The following is an 18,349-nucleotide window of genomic DNA, read 5'->3' as shown; positions in this document are numbered from 1 at the left end:
AGACTTGAGGACGCTTGACACTCGATCGGATCTCGGCTTACTGTGCAGCTTGGCTGAGAATAGTACAAGATGTTAAGTACGATTCCCTACGGGATAGCTTCGCTTCACGCGAATTTACAAACACCTGCCCCAAGCCTATGGCTGACATTAATCGATGCTACGAAATCCTCGAAATTGAGCCGGGAAGTTCCCTAGAAGAAATTAAGCGTGCTTACAGGGATTTAGCGTTTGTGTGGCATCCCGATCGGTTTGCCCACAACGATCGCCTGCAACAAAAAGCTCAACAACGATTAACAGAAATTAATGAAGCTTACCAGCAGTTGGTGTTGTTTCTGAGTCAGCCTGAATCATCGAGGTCGATCGAACAACAGTTTCAGCAGCCACCGCCCCCTGCGCCGGAAAAGCCGCTGAGAAGGCGTTCTGGAAAATCAGCAGCCAGGCCTGGTTCCCAGCGCCGTCAAACCCGCCCAAAAGCTGCCTCCAAAAAATTTCTCACTCAAAAAAACTCTTCAAGCAAGAAACGATTTACCACTGACAATCGTCAAGCGTGGCGGGGCACAAAGCAACCAGGGCGAAGCGTTGCGAGGCAAGCACGGCCATCTCAAAACTATCGAAAGCTTATCTCGAAAAAGAAAAAAGAATTTTCAACTCAATACTCAAAACCGCGAAGCGCGCCGAGGGAAGTACGGCCATCTCAACACTATTCAAGCTTCCCTTGGTGGCCGCTGGCAATCGCCGTGGCGAGTTACGCTTTGACCGGTTGGATTTTGACGGTATCAGTATCAGACGCCCCGCTGTGGATGTGGGCTTTAATCTGCGGTGCAGATTGGCTGTGGGCCGCGATTTTGCTGGCGGAGGGTTCGGCAATGCCTAGAGTGTGGCTGGCGGCGTTAGTTTTAGCTGGGGCGGTAGGGGGGTCGATCGCCGGTTTTCAGGCGGGAGGAATGGTCACAGGGGCTGCTTGGGGGGCAGTTGGAGCAGGTTTGGGGGCGATCGCCAGTTCTGAGGCCCAGTCTCGGGCCGTGGCTGCTGTTTTGGCTGTAGGGGGAGTGGTGACAGTGGTGGGATTGATGGCGGGAACGGGTTCTGGGGATTGGGCCAAGGCGTTGGTGGCGGCCGTGTGTTGGGCGATTGTCGGCTTGACGTGTGGTTTGGCGACGGAAGTAGGCGTCAATTCTGGCGGCCCCGTCGGGTTCTCTGGTGCGATCGGGCTGGGGATTGGGGCGTGGGCGGGGGCTTTGGCTGGGGCGGGTTCTGAGGCGATCGTCCAAGCCTTGGCTATCGCCGGGTCTAAGACTGTTTATGGGGCTTGGGCTGCGATCGGGATTATTGCAGGAGTTGTGGCCCGGATGGTAGCTGCAGAAAGGTTGATCCACAACGGCAGTGCGCTTTATACGTTTATCCTGTTGGTGGCTACTTCCGGTTTTGGGCTGTGGCTGGGAAGTTGGTTGGGCGATCGTATCTTTTGAATTAGTCATTAGTCATCAGTCAACAGTCAACAGTCAACAGTCATCAGTCATTAGTCATCAGTCAACAGTCAACAGTCAACTATTCCGGAGGATTGCAACCGGAATTGATGTAAATTCCAGCACTTATCGCTTTTCAGTAGCGCTTCAAACTCAGCCCTTGGTAGAGCTTTGCTGAAAAAATAACCTTGAATTTCGTCGCACTCGTACTCGCACAAAAAATCAAGTTCCTGCTCATTTTCTACCCCCTCAGCCACCACCGTCATGTTCATGCAGTGTGCCATTTGAATAATCGCTATTGTTATCGCTGCATTTTGGCGATCGTCTGCAATGTTGCGAATAAAACTCTTGTCTATTTTTATCGCATCAAACGGAAAGCGTTTCGGATAACTCAAAGAAGAATATCCAGTCCCAAAATCATCAATTGCTATCCTAATACCCTGATCTTTCCACATCGTAAAAGCTTTAGCTGCTGCAATTTCGTCTTGCAAAACCAGACTTTCCGTCAATTCTAATTCCAAACACTTGGGATCAAGACCAGTTTCTGTTAATATCTCCCTGACTCTTTCCGTGAAATTTTTGCGCTCGAATTGACGGGCTGACACGTTAACTGCCACTCGCAGGGGCCGCAAACCTGCTCTTTGCCATGTTTTAGTTTGCCTGCAAGCAGTCTCTAATACCCATTCACCCAACGGCGCAATCAAGCCAATTTCTTCAGCCATCGGAATAAATTCCCCCGGAGAAACTCGCCCCCGTTCTGGATGATTCCAGCGCACCAAAGCTTCAGCACCAATAATTTTACCTGTTTTGATTTCTATTTGCGGCTGATAGTATACTTCAAATTCTGAGCTTTTTAAAGCCTGGCGCAGTGAAGTTTCTTGAAGAAGTGTATTGATAAACAAATTAGCATTTTTTGCCGTATAAAAATGATAAGTATTGCCGCCTTTCTGCTGAGATTGATACATTGCTATATAAGCATTTTTCAGCATTTCATCTCCGTCGGTGCCGTCACCGGGATACAAGCAGATCCCCATACTAGCAGTGACAGAAACTTCGTAATCTTTGACAATCATACCTTGGGATACAATATCTAAAATGCTTTGAGCAATCTTAGCCACATCCTGTTTTTCTGCAACTGGTTTGAGAATCAGCGCGAATTCGGCTGCTTCCAAACGAGCAACAATATTAATATTTTCCATGCAGTTAGTTAGCCGCTGGGCGATGCTGCAAAGCACCGAGTCCCCGATATCGTGTCCCCAGGTACTGTTAATGCGGTTGATTTTATCTAAGCTAAGCGTGACAACTGGAACGACTCCTGACAATTCTTTTTGACCATCTAATTCTCGACTTAACTTTTCTCGCAAAAATGAACGGTTCGGCAGGTTTGTCAAGCTGTCATACTGATGTCGGTAGAGTGCCAGTTGAATAGTTGTGTGCAAGTTTTTTTCTTCAAATGGCTTGACAATATATCCGAACGGTTTTGTACTATTGACTCGTCGCAAAGTAGTTTCATCGGCATAAGCTGTCAGATAAACTACCGGAATTTGAAAGCGCAAGCGAATTTCTTCGGCTGCTGTAATGCCGTCGATTTCTCCTTGCAGGTTGACATCCATTAAAACTAAATCCGGGCGCAAGTTGGCTGCCGATTCAATCGCTTCTTCTCCAGAATAAACCATGCCAGTTATTCTATATCCTAGAGATATCAAACTGTCGGAAATGTCTTCCGCAATGATGCTCTCGTCTTCAACGATCAGAATTTTTTTGTTGGACACTATTTTTTCTCCTCAGAGTGCAAATTGGGTTGAGAAAAGGTTATTCTAAAAGTCGTGCCAGGAGTTTCTAACAGTTCTATTTCCCCCCGGATTTGCTTGACTAAAGACCCGACCAGTCGCAAACCCAACGTTCGGGCTTTGCGATAATCTAAGTCTTGAGGGAAACCAATTCCGCTGTCGCTCACAGTTAGCACGCAAACTCTGTTATTATCTAAAGTGAAATCTATGTTAATTTTACCTTTAACTTGTCCTTTAAAGGCATATTTAATGGCATTTGTCACAAGCTCGTTGATAATTAACCCGCAAGGAACTGCCGTATCAATATTAAGAGAAGACGGCGCAATATTTGTTTGCAACTTAACGCCTTCTGCATGAATTTCATAAGCTTGGAATAAATTGTAGGCGAGATTTTGGATGTATTCAGCAAAGTCAATGTTTGACAAGTCTTTGGATTGATACAATTGTTCGTGAACCAGGGCCATTGATCTGACTCGGTTTTGACTTTCTTTTAACATTTCACTAACGTGGCTGTCTTGGATGTAGCGTGACTGAAGTTTGAGCAAACTGGAAATAACTTGGAGGTTGTTTTTGACACGGTGGTGAATTTCTTTGAGGAGAACTTCTTTTTCTGCGAGGGATGCTTTGATGCCATCTTCGTCGCGCTTGCGATCTGTAATATCCCGTACTACTGCTTGAATTACTTTTCGTCCGTTAATTTCCATTGCATTTAACAGCACTTCAGCGGGAAATTCTGAACCGTCGATTCGTTTGTGTACCCAGTCAAAGCGACAGCTACCTGTTTGCATTGCTGTCGATATTCTCTGTATTGCTAGACTGGATGAGTCTTGTCCACTAGGCTGAAATTGTGGGGAAAAGTCGCTCAGTTTTTTGCCGTAAAATTGTTTTGTGCTGCTACAGCCAAATATTTTTAAAGTAGCGAGGTTGCAGTCAAAAAACTCCTTTTCGTCAAGCAACATTACTGCGTCGCTGGTGGCTTCATAAAGGCTGCGAAATTTGTGTTCTGATTCTTGCAACGAGCAGATCAATTGGTTTTTGATAGCTTCCGCACGCTTGCGGTCGGTAATGTCTATACCTACAGAAACTGCTGCGGTTCCCTGATGATATTTCTGAGCTACTATCAAATAGTTGCGGGCGAAACCGTTAATTTCTATTTCTATTTCTTGGCAGATTTGCTGAGATGAACTGTCAAAAAAAATTCGGATCAATTCTCCGAAAGCCGAGCCTTTGTCGAGAAAGTTGATTTCTTGACCGACAAAGCTTTCAGGAGACAGGTTGAATGAGGTTGCTAAGTGCTGGTTGACTCCAATATACCGCAAATCTGAACTGATCCAAGAAATCAATCCGGGTACGGCATCCAAAACGGCGCGAAGTTGGTCTGTAGCTTCTTTGAGTGCTTCTTCCGATCGCTTATGGTCGCTAATATCTGTCGCCGTTCCGCACAACCCTAAAATAGCGCCGTTTTCAGCTTGGTTGACTATGCTGTTGACGCGCAGGTGAACGGGAGTACCGTCCTTGCGAATGTGTACTGTTTCGTAAGGAGAATTAGCGGTTTGTGGCTGAACTTTGGTTCTCGCTAAAAGTTGGGCAAATATTTCTCTTGGTCTACTTTCTTGCTGAGGAACTAAAAAATCGGAGAAGCGGCGTCCGATCATTTCAGGCGGTTCGTAACCGTAGATGCGTTTGGCGGCGGAATTGACAAAAGTCAAGAGGCCTTCAATATCGATCGACCAAATCAATTCTTGGGAGGTTTCTACGAGGTTACGGTACTTTTTTTCGCTTTCGGCAAGTGCTGCATTGAAGACTGCCGTTTGCTGCTGAAGTCTCTCTTCTAATTCTTGATTTGCCGTTTTCAGAGTGGCAATGGAGTGCTCGCGCTCGGTAATTTGAGTAGACACACCGACTGCGCCGACAACTTCGCCGTTTCCATCTCGCAGGGCTGCCGATCGAATTTCGTGAATAAAATGCTTCTCTCGGATGTTCCAAGTGCGATCGTTTCCTGCTAGTACCTCAGCAATATTTTCTAAGATATCTGGCTGGCTGCTGTAAACTTCAAAAATCGATCGCCCGACAGTTGCACCTGGTTTGAGTCCCAAATTTTCTAATCCTTTCCCTGCTGCAAGGGTTAACTTGCCTTCTCTGTCTGTTGCCCACAGGAAAATCGGGGCACAACTGACAGCGGCGTGAAGGGTTTCGTTGGCTTGTTTGAGCCGATCTATTTCTGCGTGAAGCCGATCCTGGGTGGTGTTTAATTCTACCGTTAGTCGATCGGCTTTTTGCTGCCAACTGGCAGCAGTATCGCACATTTCTGCGAGATTGCGGGAACGACAGATGGATTGGTTGCAGTGTGACATGGTTACTCTAGGGCGCACTGTATATTTAACCCCAGCCTATCTTTTAAGCATAAACTTTTTAAGTCAAATATTACAATTAGCAGGAATACTCATCCGACCAAGATGCAATATATTAAAGCTACTTTAAAATATTCAGGAATTGCCCCTTGCTCAGGCTTTCTGACCACAGTTCACAAATTGATAATAAGCTGAATAATGCCTGCCAGTCGGTATTTTTACGGTAACTATTTGTACTATTGCAAAAAGAAGTTCCGCAATTCTAGGCTTGCACAAGAACTCGGATTGTAAATTTATTATATTTGTGTGCGTAGATTCACGCACCGAGGCATCGGGAATCTGGAAATTGTAAATATAGCCAGCGCCTGAATGGTTAGGAAGTAGTTAATTTGTGAAAATCATGAGGTCGATTCCCTCTTCTTTCTGCCTTCTACCTTCTGCTTTCTTCCCTATTCGCTATTCCCTCTTTCTTCCATCCGCTACATCCGTTACAGAATCCGTTGCCGAACTTTCTTCAATTCACTCCCCAAATTTTGACAGTTTTGTCTATACTACCACTGATAATAGTTTCGCCATCGCGGCTAAAAGTAAGACAAGTAACAGAGCTTTGATGTCCGCTGAGAGTGTAAAAGTTTTCGCCGGTACTGGCATTCCAAAATTTGATATTACCATCGGCACTAGCACTGACAACAGTGTGTCCGTCGGCACTAAAGAGGATCGCATTTATCGAGTTAAAATGCCCTGCCAAAGTGATTGAACTATCTGGATTCGATAGCTGGCGCAGTTGGATATTTCTGTCCCAGCCGCCAGTAGCCAAAGTCTGCCCGTCTGGACTGAAAGCCAGACAATTCGCGTAACCCTTAATTGTTTGAAAGCATTCTCTGCTGCGGAGGTTCCACAGTTTAATTGTACCGTCAGAACTGCTGCTAGCGAGAGTTTGTGCGATCGGGCTAAAAGCAAGACTAATAATTCCTGCTTTATGAGCTCCCCAAGTTAAAAGACTGCCAAAAGTACAGATTAACTTTCCCGTCTCTAAATTCCAAATTTTGATAGTAGTATCTGCCGAACCGCTGGCGATAACTTGACTGTCGGGACTGACGACTATTGCGCTAATTTCCCCTTCATGTCCGAGGGAAGTATGCTGCAATTCTCCTCCCTGCAAAATTTCGATCGCGCGGTGTTTCGGAGTATTTCTACTCCTCACAAAAACTTCGCTTTCTTGGCAAAGGACAAAAGTTTCTTGAGCGCGGGGATACTTGTCAAGAGTATAGAGTATTTCTCCTGTCTCTACATCGCAAATTCTAATTATTTTGCCGTGCAAACTCGCCGTGCGATCACCTCCGGGACTAATCGCAACATTTGTCCCAGTTTTGACAGTGCGGATGCAGTCAAAAAGCTTGTAAGGCACGAATTCTTTTAAAGCTTGGCGCACTAGAGGTTCTGTCTTCGATCGCAAAATTAAATAAGCAACTCGCTGCACTTCTGCTGCGGGGTCAAGCAGCGCCTCAATTGCTAAATTTAAACCAGCGCCTCCGTATTTAGGAGCATCTTTAACAGCGGCAATTCGCGACTCGATACTAGGACTGTTGAAGCGCTGCTTGACCCCGGCTATGCCTCCCAAAACTGCGCCGGCGATCGGGATTTGACTTTGAACGCCGAGGACGGCATCATATTCTCTGGGTTGGTTAGGATTGTCGGCCATCATACGATTTTAGATTTTAGATTTTAGATTTTAGATTGAATAATTGGAGGGTTAAATAAAGCGAACTCACGCACGGATAAATCGGGGCAATTGTTATCGGATACTCTGTTGTGATTTTCTGAAAAGATGAATCCGGGGGCTTGTAACCTGGCTGCTTTCGCTGACGCTCAAACCTCGTTTAAGAGCGCAAGTTCTAGCTTATTGACTGTTGCAGTTTATAGTATTATAATCAAATCAGCGTTTCACACAAAAATCCGAAAGTGATATGTCACACTTCACAACTATCAAGGTTCAGATCAAAAACGGCGAACTGCTGCATCAAGTGTTGGAAGAGTTGGGTTATCAAGTAGAGTCCAATGTGCAGGTACGGGGTTATCGGGGTGACAAAACTAATGCCGAGTACGTGATTCGGCAATCCAATGGTTACGATTTGGGTTTTCGCCGCAACGGAGAGGATTACGAATTGGTGGCGGATTTTTGGGGCGCTCGAATTAATCAGCAGGAATTTATCAATACAATTAGTCAAAAATACGCGCGCAAAAGTTTGATGGCGGCGGTGCAGTCAGAGGGTTTTAATGTTGAAGAAGAGGAAACTTTGGCAGATGGAACGCTGAGAGTTGTAGTCGGTAGATGGGTTTAAGACTCGCCCTTGATTAACTCGTTTTTAGGTATCAAGAGCAATCACCATGTGGCGATCGGCGATCGTACTAATCATCCTCGCGCTTGTAGTTGGCATTGTTGGGGCGATCGCCCTGGGAGCATACCGCTGGCATCTCGGTACCAAGGAACTGCGAGCCAATCTGGAAGCTGCGCGATCGCCGATTAAACCTCTCACATTTGATGGCGAAACCTTGATTACAGGGATTTTGGATCATCCAAGTCCACCTGTTTAACCTGCTCTAAAGGTAGATCTAGCGCTTCTGCAATTTGTTCGTCGCTCAAGCCAAACTGCCGTAATTTATCAATTGTTTCAATCTTAGTTTGATTTTTGCTTTTCTGCTGCAAGTCGGGAGTTTCCGGCTGACTTTTATCGGGGGTAGGAGTAGAAGGATTAGGACAATTGTTAATGTAGCTAATTGTGTTACTATTTTTAAAAGTATTTTTATTACCAAGATTTATATTATGATTTATTTGCCTTTCTATAACGGATTCAAGATTACTTTTTTTAACAGGTTCGCCAAAGACTTCAGATAACATTTGTAAAAGCTCGTGACTAGCCTTTTTAACGTGCTGGGAGCTATAACCATAAGTTTCTGCAACGTCAGCATATCTTTGACGATTCAGTATTCCCGAAATAATTTTTCTCTGCAAGTTATTTAGACGTTTACCTGTGTTGGTATAGACAGCTTCATCGACAAATTGCAATATCTGAGGACTGTCCATAGGTGGGATGGTGAGATAATTTTAGTTACTATAGCAAACTTTTTCCCACTTTTTCCAACTTTTTGCACCTTGGATCTCAATTGTTGGAAGTTCCCACTTTTTCCAACTTTTTTGGCTTTACATTTTTTGGGCGACCGGTCTACTGTAGGAACAGTGTTTTAATATTCAATGTCAAAGTGTAACTCTGTAAGTCGCCCAAAAATTTGCTACTTCACCATTTTGTAGGATTTGGGTAGAGTCTGTGAGCAATATACATTTAGCGAGTAAACAGTATTGATGCAACCAAATTTTTTGACTGACTCACCTCTAAGCCCACAGCCCTTATTTGAGTTAAAAAATGTTACATTTAGCTATGCTAACAGCCAGAATCAGCTTTTAGATAATGTTTCATTAAGCTTGTTTCCGGGTGATAATATTGGTCTGATTGGAGAAAATGGCTGCGGTAAATCTACAATTATCAAACTATTGCTAGGATTATGCTTTCCTAACAACGGAACAGTAAATTTATTTGGCAGAAAAGTTTTATGGGGCAATAATTACCCCCAGCTAGGCTACATAGGTGATCCCTCTTATTACCCTGGAGAGTTAGGCTTGCCAACGGGGATTTTAGTTAAAGAGCTTGTGCAAATTTTTAAGTCTCTATGCCAGCCAGAAAAGGAGCTAAAAGACTTATCTTACCGGGAAATTGAAGAACGGCTACAGATTCCTAGCTTTTATGAATCTGATGTTAGCAAGCTATCCAAAGGACAACGGATTAGACTGATGGCATTTTTAGCTTTGGCTAAGAAACCACAGTTATTAATTGCAGATGAAGCAACAGAAGGATTAGACAAAGAAGGTAAAAAAATTGTATTGTCAGAAGTTCAACGACTTGCTAATTGTCATCAAGCAGGGATTTTATGGATTTCTCATCGGCGGGATGAAGTCGCTAGGTTAACCGATAAAGTTTATGAGCTATTTCAAGGTAAATTACATGAACAAGAGCGCCAAGGTTTTGATTGTCAAATAGAGACTGATTCTATTAACGCCGAGGCTAAAAAATATTTTAATCTCTCAAAAGATGGGGCTTTTCAAGCTTTGGAAGAAATCTTTACAGATTCATCAATCCATAAATTCCAGATGACAGGGCTTCTCCAAAAGAGGGAAAAATTATGATTAATTTAAACAAGGCATGGGTGATAGTTAAGCCAGAAATTATAAAATTGCTCAACTCATATCATTGGCTAATTTTATTAGGAGTAGGAATAATTATTGCCACACTACCTTTTGACTGGTATCAAGAACAACTAACATTTTTTAATATCCCTTTAGAGGGATATCAAGGAGCCAGAGAAACAGTCTATATAAATCTTCTCCATGAATTGTTTTCATGGGCTTGGATTTGTATAGCCTTTTATCTATTTTCTGGGTTACTGTTACCCTTGGGAGATAGTTTTTCAGTAAGCCACTTACTCTGGCTGCGGCTTACTCCTTGCTCTCCTTGGGAGATTGCTGCTGCTAGAGCAATCAGGGTAATTGCTTATGGAGTTTGGGTTGGTGCTTTAGCGCTAATTTGGGTGTTAGTAACTTCCCTATATCATCATATTTACCCTGCCAATTTACTTTTAGATGTTTTGGGTTTAGTTAGTTATATCATATTCGCCGGAGGTATGATTGCACTCTTAGATTTTGACCTAGCATTTGACTACTTTTCAAAAATGGTAATCGCCGTTGTTGCTTTATTTTTTCCGTCTCTGCTAGACTTGGTAAAATTAGGTATAGATAACTTAATAGATGCTCAATATGCGAGATATTTTCCTTTCACGCATCCCTTTGCTAGAGTTACGTCAGAGAATTTATATCATTTTGGAGTAGCAGGTCTTTTAGGCTTGTTTTTCCTCGGCTTCCATATATTCAGTAAACTGAAATATCGAACAGTAAAAAACTAGGCTATTGAGATCATCACAGTACAAGGAGCTAATTATCATGCAATACAAAAAACAGAGAAAAACAAGTTGGTGGCTCATCCTTCTATTTATCCCTCTGCTAGTTGGATGTAACCCTGTTACTAATGGACTCTTCTTAAAAGAATTAGAGGTTTATTTAGGAGATGCTTTACTTAGAACAGTAGTTGGACCAACGATAGAAATTATTTTTGACCAAGTAATCTCTTATATATCACCTCATGTCAAACCTTATCCTGACAATCCATTAAGAGGACGCTATAGTGGTGAGTTGACCTTCAAAACAGAAAATCCAAATTGTAGAGATATCCATACAGAAAAACAACCTGAAATGGTAAGGAAGTCAATTAAGGATGAATGGGAGTCAGCACCAGAGGTTAAAAATAGAACCAACCATTTTTATGAGCATCATTGTTAAAGCAGACAAAGCAATGATAATTTCTATCCAATTCACCATAATTTAATCAAAGAGGAGACAATAAAATGAAAAAGACGCTTTTTAAAATTCTGAGTGTAGGAGTTATAGTTTTGAGTGTCTTGTTCTTCGCATTTGGCTTGATGAAGTTAGCTCGCGCTCAAGAACCACCAAAAGCTCCAACTATAGTAAGTGGGATTCCTGGTGTTGAAGTAGTTCAGCCTTTGCCAATAAATACTAACCAGGCTCAATATATTATTGTCAGTTCTCTAGCAATGCTAGGGTTAGGAGTTGCAGGGTTTGTGGTTTCTTCAAGAATAACTGAAGTAAGTCACAATAATCAAAACAAGAAGAATAGAGAAACGACTCCTGACACTGTTACTGTTAATCTTAGCCCCGACGCCTCAGCAAAACCAGTGCAAGAAACTGCCAGACAGGAAAAAGATGTTCCTATAGTTGCTGTGGAAAGCAATCCTGGGACTGTTACCATAAATCTTAGCCCCGAAGACTCAGCAAAAATTTTTCAAAAAGCTGCCAACCAAGGAAAAGATATTTCTATTCTTCCTGATGTTTCTATTGTGACTGGGGAAGGCAATCTTGGTACTATTACTGTCAATCTTAGCCCCAAAGACTCAGCAAAAATTTTTCAAAAAGCGACAAACCAAGGAAAAGATATTTCTATTCTTGCTTATGAATTATTAGTCAAAATCTTGGACGGGGAAGCAGAAGACTAGGCTAAGTTTCTAAGAATCATTATTATAGCAATTTTTGGGCTTTGTATGTTTTTAACGATCGCCCTAACCAGAAAACCCAAGTGCGATCGCCCTAATTAAAAAACTAATATCGCTCTCATTCCATCACATCATCTGTTGCAGGTTCACCAGGATAAAAAGCCTCGCTAAAAATGTCTTCCAACACATACGGACAATTCTCTGGAAAAGTTTTTCGCGGCAGATTTGTTTCTCCAGAAGCTAATGCCATTCCTTTGATGTAAGCTGTCTGGAGAGCTTCTTGTAGGTAAGGTTTGAGACTTGGATTTTCTTTGAGTAACTCTAATATATCGATACGCTGGATGGAAATTGTATTCACCCAACTGCGACTTCTTTTTGATACTTGATATTCCCATTTAAGCAAATGTCCAATCAAAATGCTCAAGCGGTTTCTTAATTCGGCGCGTTGTTGTTTTCCCAATGACTCAATCTCCTCGATTAAATTAGGTAGGTCAATTTGACTCCATTCTCGATGTTTGAGGAGTTTTGCTTGTTCCTGAGTCCAAGCATAAAAATCTGTTTCATAAAGACTTTGTATTAAAGTTCCCGGTATTTGTTCACTTTGTGGTGTTTGCATAAAAATATCAAAATTTAGTGTTCTTTGCTTAATTATACTTAGCAGCTTCATTATCCGGCAGATTTCTTAGTCTCGCGTTGCAAGTAATTCGTTTTTGTAGGGGCAATCCTTCCCTGGTTGCCCCGGTTTAAACTTCATAAAGAGGGTAACTTTCCCAAAAAACCCTACCTCAAAAACAACTTATACGCCGGATTCTGACTCTCATCCCCATACTGATAGCCCAGCGTATCCAAAAAAGCCTGCCATTCCTGCATCTCATCGGGCGGTACTTGAATTCCCACCACAATTCGCCCGTAATCTGCGCCGTTATTTCGATAGTGAAAAACGCTGATATTCCAGTTAGGACTCATGGAACCGACAAACTTCATTAACGCACCCGGACGTTCGGGAAATTCAAAGCGATAAAACAATTCATGATTGGCCAGCATCGAACGCCCGCCCACCATATGCCGGACGTGCAATTTCGTTAATTCATCGTCAGTTAAATCCAAAGTTTTGAAGCCACAATCTTCAAAACTGGCGGCTATCTTCACCGCATCGGCACGGTTTTGAATTTGCACGCCTATAAAAATATGTGCTTCTTTTTCATCCGCAATTCGATAGCTAAATTCAGTTAAATTGCGCTTTCCAAGACACTCGCAAAACCTGCGGAGACTGCCAGCTTGTTCGGGAATTGTGACTGCAAAAATGGCTTCGCGGCGTTCGCCAAACTCGGCTCTTTCTGCTACAAAACGCAGCCGATCGAAATTCATGTTCGCGCCGCAAGCAACAGCAATTAATGTTTGTCCTGCGATTTGTTCGCGTTCGACGTAAGCTTTCGCACCTGCGATCGCCAAAGCGCCAGCAGGTTCTAATATCGATCGCGTATCTTCAAAAACATCCTTAATCGCCGCGCAAACATCATCCGTATGCACCAAAATAATCTCATCCACATACTCCTGACACAACCGAAAAGTTTCCTCCCCCACTTCTCGCACAGCAACGCCATCAGCAAATAAACCCACCTGCGACAAACGCACCCGTTTACCCGCTTTCAGCGATTGATTCATTGCATCGGAATCCACCGGTTCGACGCCAATAATCTTAATTTCCGGCCGCAACCGCTTGACATAGGCCGCAATTCCCGAAATCAATCCGCCGCCACCAATTGCCACAAAAATCGCGTGAATTGGTTTTTGATGTTGCCGCAGAATTTCCATGCCGATCGTACCCTGTCCAGCAATCACGTAGGGGTCATCAAAAGGGTGAATAAAAGTCATACCTTTTTCCGCCTCTAATTGACGCGCAAAGGCGTAAGCATCATCGTAAGCATCCCCATGCAAAACTACCTCTCCACCACGGGCTATCACCGCATTTATCTTCACCTGCGGCGTCGTTACGGGCATGACGATAATCGCGCGAGTTCCCAGGTGGCGGGCAGCGAGGGCGACTCCTTGGGCGTGGTTGCCGGCGGAAGCTGCAATCACACCTTGTGCTAGCAAATCCGGCGACAGTTGCGCCATTTTGTTGTACGCACCCCGCAGTTTGAAGGAAAACACCGACTGCATATCCTCTCGCTTCAGCAAAAGTTTATTGTTGAGCCGTGCTGATAGATTGGGGGCTACTTCTAGGGCTGTTTCTTGAGCAACATCGTAGACGCGGGCGGTGAGGATTTGTACTAGGTAATCGCAAAGCATGGGGTTAGCAGGTTGGTTGATGCCAGATGGTGGGATAATTGTAGGGCACTTGTGTTAGTATTTTGCGGGGAATTGGCGATCCTCTTCGAGGGCTTTCCTTCGGATCGCTTCGCTAACGCTAACGGGCGATTCCCTGCGGGATAGCTTCGCTTCACGCAACTTTCCAATAATAACTTTTCTCTTTGGGAACATAAGGAGCCTGAAGACTATTAATAATATTTAGTTTTTGCCGTTTACCCCGGTTATAAAATCCGGTGTGTGAGCGTATTAGTCCGTAATCCTTGATTTAGTATGTAAATTCATGAACGTACAAATTACAGATTTGCGTGCGGTTGACGAGCCAAAAATTCAACAGGTAGCTAGATTAATAGTTGAAGGTTTTAAAGAGCATTGGCCCGATGCTTGGCCCGATCTAAATTCTGCTTTGCAAGAAGTGCAAGAATCTTTCGGAGCCGATCGCATCAGTCGAATTGCTGTCGGCGACAGCAATCAAGTTTTGGGATGGATTGGCGGGATTAAACAGTATGACGGTAATGTTTGGGAACTGCACCCGCTGGTAGTGAGAACAGAATTTTGCGGACAAGGAATTGGTCGATCGCTCGTAGCTGATTTAGCAACAGAAGCTAAAAACCGGGGAGGGATCGTGCTGTGGGTGGGTACCGACGACGAAGACAATCAAACCACTCTTTCAGGCATCAATCTTTATCCTAACGTTTGGGAACACGTCGCCAAAATTAGAAATTTGCGCGGTCATCCCTACGAATTTTATCAAAAAATGGGTTTTGCGATCGTGGGAGTAATGCCCGACGCAAACGGAATTGGCAAGCCAGATATTTTCATGGCAAAGCGGTTGTAAAGTTTAATCTAGGTTCTAAACTTACTAACTGGTGGCTTGCCAATCCAACACTTAGCAAAATTAGTGGTTGAAAGTTTCCCAGAAAATCCGTCTAGTCTGGACGTGCGAACCCCGTTCGAGGGTCGCTAATAAACAAACCCAGAACTAACGAATCCATCACCGTATCCCAGACAGGAGTCAAACGCTCTGCATCGTCAACCCAGTAATCAAAAGTAATCAAACACTGAACATTAGAACCCAATCCAATACAGATTCGAGAATAAGCTTCCCGCTGTTCTGGAGGATCGATAAACTTAAATTCAGTCCAAACAATGCGGGCAGTTTGCCGCTTCAATTGGATAATGTCCCCAGGAGCGAGCGGATTTCGCGTATCATCTTCAACCACCTTCTGTAATAGCGGCACCAGCGGAAAATCTGCCCAGTTATTAGGTGGTAGCAAATTAAACGAAACCTCCAAACGACAATCATCATCCGGCGGCTTTTTATCCGTAAACCGGAACGAATTAGTATCCGGTTCAAAATGCCAATCTTCCGGGACATCAAAGCGGACTGCACCTCTTCCTGCTACAAAAATTCGAGTTCCAGGCTTTGACTTCCAATTGTGGTCTTCTTTGAGTTCTAGAGTTTCCTTGAGCCATTCTTGCTTTTTGCGCTTAGACATAAACAGAACACCAAATTACTGCTAATGTGTAGTTTTAGACCTTGCAAACACATTTTAACTCTATTTTGCTCGCCGTTTGCTCAAATATAACAATCCTTACAAAAATTATGAATTCCTCTCTTCTCTATTCCTCTGTGTTCTCTGCGCCTCTGCGGTAAAAAATAATTCCTTTCACAATTTGCTAACTTTTATTTTTCACTCTTGGGAATCACATACCTAATTCCGCCTTTATTCCCAGCCGCATCGCCCTTATAACGCGGGATCACATGAATAGCCGCGTGAGTGCGACTTTGACCAGCCTGTTTATTAATATTTATCCCCACATTAAACCCGTCAGGCTGAAACTCTTTACTTAACATCTCTTGTACCTTATTAGCCATAAACCAGCAAGCAGATTGTTCTCGAAACGGTAGTTCAAAATAATTGGCGACGTGACGCTTTGGGATGATTAAAACATGACCTTTGCTGGCGGGATAACCGTCAAACATCGCATAAGCTGTCGCTGATTCAGTTAGCAAAATTAGGTTTTTATACGGATTGCAGAATATGCAGTTATTAGTAGAATTTCTTTGATGGTTGTAATGCACGTATTTGTAAATTTCGCAATACTCATCTAGGTGAACTGGCTTAAACGGAAGTTTGACAATGCACTGATATGTAGGTTTTTTGTGGACATAATGTTCTCGAAAGCCTTCTTTTTTTATATCCCTTCTCACGGCAAAATACGCCTTCCCTCCCGGTTTCAACAGGTGCGACACTTCCATCAGGACATTAGCTTGTTCTTCGGGAAACAAAACATTCAAAACATAAAAACAAATGATTGTGTCGAATTTATTTTCGGGGAATTCCGGAAAATAATAAGGGTCATAACCCGCAATATCGAAGCCTTTTTGCTGCAACAATCTAACATCGCTGCCCAAGCCGCACCCAAAATCTAAAACTTTGCCTTGCAGCAAGTTTTTATCTAATAAAAATCTTGCTGGAAAGGACAGATAAATTCTTTCGATGGCCGTCAGGTGGCTGAATTTATTTTGTTGCTTTTTCATGGCGGCACAAATTTGATTTTAATCGATATTATTCAGTCCGCGCACCATCAGGACGAGAGTTTGTGGAGTAGCGATTTCAAGATCCGAATGTTATCTAAAAATTTTACCATTATTGCAGTTTGGCGATCGCCCCTTTTTCCACCAACACCTTACCAGTCACCAAATCCCGCACCGTCACCAACAAAACCCGCCTCTCATCCACCTCAAAACTCACCGAAACCCTGTCAATTCCCAATACCCCGGGCGGATTCAAATGCGCTACGCAAACCTGCTGGTGGTGGCTTTCCAGAGACCGAAAATCCGTTTTTTTGTTGAGCAAGCTGCTCGTCATTTGCCCTTTTTCGTTAAAAATAACCTCCGCTTGCGATACCTCTGCAACTTCCCCAATATCTAACCGAATTTCCCTTTGCCCTTCAATTGCCACTTGCAGCGTCAACTCTTCGGAACTTTGACAGGGATACTTCATTTCCTTGCTAAATATCGGCGAATAAGCATAAGCTTTAGCATAAGGTTCCCAGAGGCGAATTGCATAGCTGTGACGCAAATAATCGTCAACACTCGCTAATTGTGTCAACCCTAAAGCACCCTGCGCCACCGCTTCAAACGGCTTGTCAGCTTTGACTTTTTGCCGCCCAAAATACGAAACCACTAAATTAGATACAGCCGGAATTAGAGAAGTTCCTCCTACCAGCAAAACCTGTTCAATATCTGCCTTGCCGATACCTTTTCCCTGTGCAATACTCAGCACTTCATCTAAACTTTCCCGCAACTGTTCTAACAACTGCCTAGATTCCAGAATTTCCTCAAGCTTGTCTCGGTTTAGCTGCAAGTCGTAAGACATAAAATTTTCATCGTCAAACCAGCTTTCCTTCGCCTCATTAACTTGAGAAAGTTGAATTTTTAATTTTTCCGCTATTTCTAATAAGTTTTGCCAGCCAACTGGGCCGACTTCTGCCCGCGACGAACCAATTTGCCGCAAATAATCTTCGACAATCCAGATGTCAATATCTTCGCCGCCTACATAAGCATCGGATTTTGCCAACACTTCGGCACGCACCCCCCCCAGCCCCTCCAAGCTTCGCGGGGGTAAGGGGGGGGTTACAGCAGTACGGACTAAACTTAAATCTAAAGTTCCGCCGCCAAAATCAACTACTAAAACTAGAGAGCCGGGGCGTTTTACTGCATATCCCAGGGCGGCGGCTGTGGATTCATCTATTACCTGAATTTCCGCAACTCCCAAACTTTCTCCTAAGTCGCGAAACCAATCTAAATATCGCTCAAATGCTCCAACGGGGACTGTAAAAATTACTTTGTCTGGCTGTATATTTTGTAAATATAATTGTTTCCAAATAGTTTTGATAAACTGTTCTGCTACTGATTCGGCTGTGTAGGTTTCGCCGTCGATATTGCGGGGCGGTGGCTGAAAGTCGGCAGCTAAATTGCGTTTAAAAGCTTTGAAAAAACGGTCTGGCTGAGATTGTCCCAAACGCTGCGATCGCACTTTTTCTCCCAACACCAACTCTCCGGCATTATTCACAAAGATTAAAGTTGGTACTACAGATATTTCTCGAACATCTCCGCTCAAATTCTTCGTTTTCAAAATGCGGGACATCTCCCCCAATCTCAAAGTTTCTGGTGTTTGCGTATCCGGGTTAAGAATGCAGACAACCGTATTGCTGGTGCCGAAGTCAATGGCAACTGTAGTCATGTTGA

The 18,349-nt window shown here is 43.6% G+C and carries 17 protein-coding genes; 8 read left to right on the top strand and 9 right to left on the bottom strand.

Annotated features, from left to right (window positions below; all coding sequences use genetic code 11):
• Positions 1 to 137: 137 nt before the first annotated feature.
• A complete protein-coding gene (locus tag QUA36_RS01625; RefSeq protein WP_333455150.1) occupies positions 138 to 1,469 on the top strand; it encodes a J domain-containing protein in 1,332 nt (443 codons plus the stop codon).
• Between the two features lie 68 nt (positions 1,470 to 1,537).
• Here QUA36_RS01625 and QUA36_RS01620 read toward each other — a convergent pair whose 3' ends face one another.
• From QUA36_RS01620 to QUA36_RS01610, 3 genes are all read right to left on the bottom strand, one after another.
• Entirely contained in the window at positions 1,538 to 3,238 is a 1,701-nt protein-coding gene (locus tag QUA36_RS01620) for an EAL domain-containing protein (RefSeq protein WP_333455148.1), read from the bottom strand.
• Positions 3,238 to 5,610 carry a PAS domain S-box protein gene (locus tag QUA36_RS01615; protein WP_333455146.1) on the bottom strand — a complete coding sequence of 791 codons (2,373 nt, stop codon included), beginning with the start codon at positions 5,608 to 5,610 and terminating at the stop codon, positions 3,238 to 3,240. The genes QUA36_RS01620 and QUA36_RS01615 overlap by 1 nt, the downstream gene beginning before the upstream one ends.
• Positions 5,611 to 6,121: 511 nt before the next feature.
• Complete coding sequence (locus QUA36_RS01610; protein WP_333455144.1) at positions 6,122 to 7,312, bottom strand: WD40 repeat domain-containing protein; 1,191 nt, start codon at positions 7,310 to 7,312, stop codon at positions 6,122 to 6,124.
• 262 nt (positions 7,313 to 7,574) lie between these two features.
• Here QUA36_RS01610 and QUA36_RS01605 point away from each other — a divergent pair, with 262 nt between their 5' ends.
• Positions 7,575 to 7,949: a DUF1257 domain-containing protein gene (locus QUA36_RS01605; protein ID WP_333455143.1), complete on the top strand. Its 375-nt coding sequence runs from the start codon at positions 7,575 to 7,577 to the stop codon at positions 7,947 to 7,949.
• Between the two features lie 46 nt (positions 7,950 to 7,995).
• Positions 7,996 to 8,202 carry a hypothetical protein gene (locus QUA36_RS01600; RefSeq protein ID WP_333455141.1) on the top strand — a complete coding sequence of 69 codons (207 nt, stop codon included), beginning with the start codon at positions 7,996 to 7,998 and terminating at the stop codon, positions 8,200 to 8,202.
• Here the strand turns inward: QUA36_RS01600 and QUA36_RS01595 are convergent.
• Positions 8,165 to 8,692: a hypothetical protein gene (locus tag QUA36_RS01595; RefSeq protein WP_333455139.1), complete on the bottom strand. Its 528-nt coding sequence runs from the start codon at positions 8,690 to 8,692 to the stop codon at positions 8,165 to 8,167. The two genes, QUA36_RS01600 and QUA36_RS01595, sit on opposite strands and share 38 nt — an antisense overlap.
• A 276-nt stretch (positions 8,693 to 8,968) precedes the next feature.
• Here QUA36_RS01595 and QUA36_RS01590 point away from each other — a divergent pair, with 276 nt between their 5' ends.
• From QUA36_RS01590 to QUA36_RS01575, 4 genes are all read left to right on the top strand, one after another.
• Complete coding sequence (locus QUA36_RS01590; protein WP_333455344.1) at positions 8,969 to 9,847, top strand: ABC transporter ATP-binding protein; 879 nt, start codon at positions 8,969 to 8,971, stop codon at positions 9,845 to 9,847.
• On the top strand, positions 9,844 to 10,620 hold the full coding sequence (locus QUA36_RS01585) for a hypothetical protein (protein WP_333455137.1): 777 nt from the start codon (positions 9,844 to 9,846) through the stop codon (positions 10,618 to 10,620). The genes QUA36_RS01590 and QUA36_RS01585 overlap by 4 nt, the downstream gene beginning before the upstream one ends.
• A gap of 37 nt (positions 10,621 to 10,657) precedes the next feature.
• Positions 10,658 to 11,053, top strand: a complete 396-nt coding sequence (locus tag QUA36_RS01580; RefSeq protein ID WP_333455135.1) for a hypothetical protein — start codon at positions 10,658 to 10,660, stop codon at positions 11,051 to 11,053.
• Between the two features lie 65 nt (positions 11,054 to 11,118).
• Positions 11,119 to 11,784, top strand: a complete 666-nt coding sequence (locus QUA36_RS01575) for a hypothetical protein (RefSeq protein ID WP_333455133.1) — start codon at positions 11,119 to 11,121, stop codon at positions 11,782 to 11,784.
• 115 nt (positions 11,785 to 11,899) lie between these two features.
• Here QUA36_RS01575 and QUA36_RS01570 read toward each other — a convergent pair whose 3' ends face one another.
• Complete coding sequence (locus QUA36_RS01570) at positions 11,900 to 12,397, bottom strand: DUF29 domain-containing protein (RefSeq protein WP_333164336.1); 498 nt, start codon at positions 12,395 to 12,397, stop codon at positions 11,900 to 11,902.
• A 164-nt stretch (positions 12,398 to 12,561) separates the two neighbouring features.
• Positions 12,562 to 14,094, bottom strand: coding sequence for a threonine ammonia-lyase, biosynthetic (gene ilvA, locus QUA36_RS01565; RefSeq protein ID WP_333455343.1), 1,533 nt, complete (start codon positions 14,092 to 14,094; stop codon positions 12,562 to 12,564).
• A gap of 280 nt (positions 14,095 to 14,374) precedes the next feature.
• On the opposite strand from ilvA, the gene QUA36_RS01560 reads away from it, so the two are divergent.
• Positions 14,375 to 14,929, top strand: coding sequence for a GNAT family N-acetyltransferase (locus QUA36_RS01560; protein WP_333455132.1), 555 nt, complete (start codon positions 14,375 to 14,377; stop codon positions 14,927 to 14,929).
• A gap of 91 nt (positions 14,930 to 15,020) precedes the next feature.
• On the opposite strand, the gene QUA36_RS01555 is transcribed toward QUA36_RS01560, so the two are convergent.
• From QUA36_RS01555 to QUA36_RS01545, 3 genes are all read right to left on the bottom strand, one after another.
• Positions 15,021 to 15,590, bottom strand: a complete 570-nt coding sequence (locus tag QUA36_RS01555; RefSeq protein WP_333164341.1) for a hypothetical protein — start codon at positions 15,588 to 15,590, stop codon at positions 15,021 to 15,023.
• Positions 15,591 to 15,778: 188 nt separating this feature from the next.
• On the bottom strand, positions 15,779 to 16,636 hold the full coding sequence (locus QUA36_RS01550; RefSeq protein ID WP_333455130.1) for a bifunctional class I SAM-dependent methyltransferase/HIT family protein: 858 nt from the start codon (positions 16,634 to 16,636) through the stop codon (positions 15,779 to 15,781).
• 109 nt (positions 16,637 to 16,745) lie between these two features.
• Positions 16,746 to 18,344 carry an Hsp70 family protein gene (locus QUA36_RS01545; protein WP_333455128.1) on the bottom strand — a complete coding sequence of 533 codons (1,599 nt, stop codon included), beginning with the start codon at positions 18,342 to 18,344 and terminating at the stop codon, positions 16,746 to 16,748.
• Positions 18,345 to 18,349: the final 5 nt, after the last annotated feature.

It is taken from the genome of Microcoleus sp. Pol10D4 (genome assembly GCF_036701555.1).
In the GTDB taxonomy this organism is placed as follows: Bacteria; Cyanobacteriota; Cyanobacteriia; order Cyanobacteriales; family Microcoleaceae; genus Microcoleus.
Note: the sequence above shows the minus strand (reverse complement) of the source record. Positions and strands in the feature narration are given on the sequence as shown.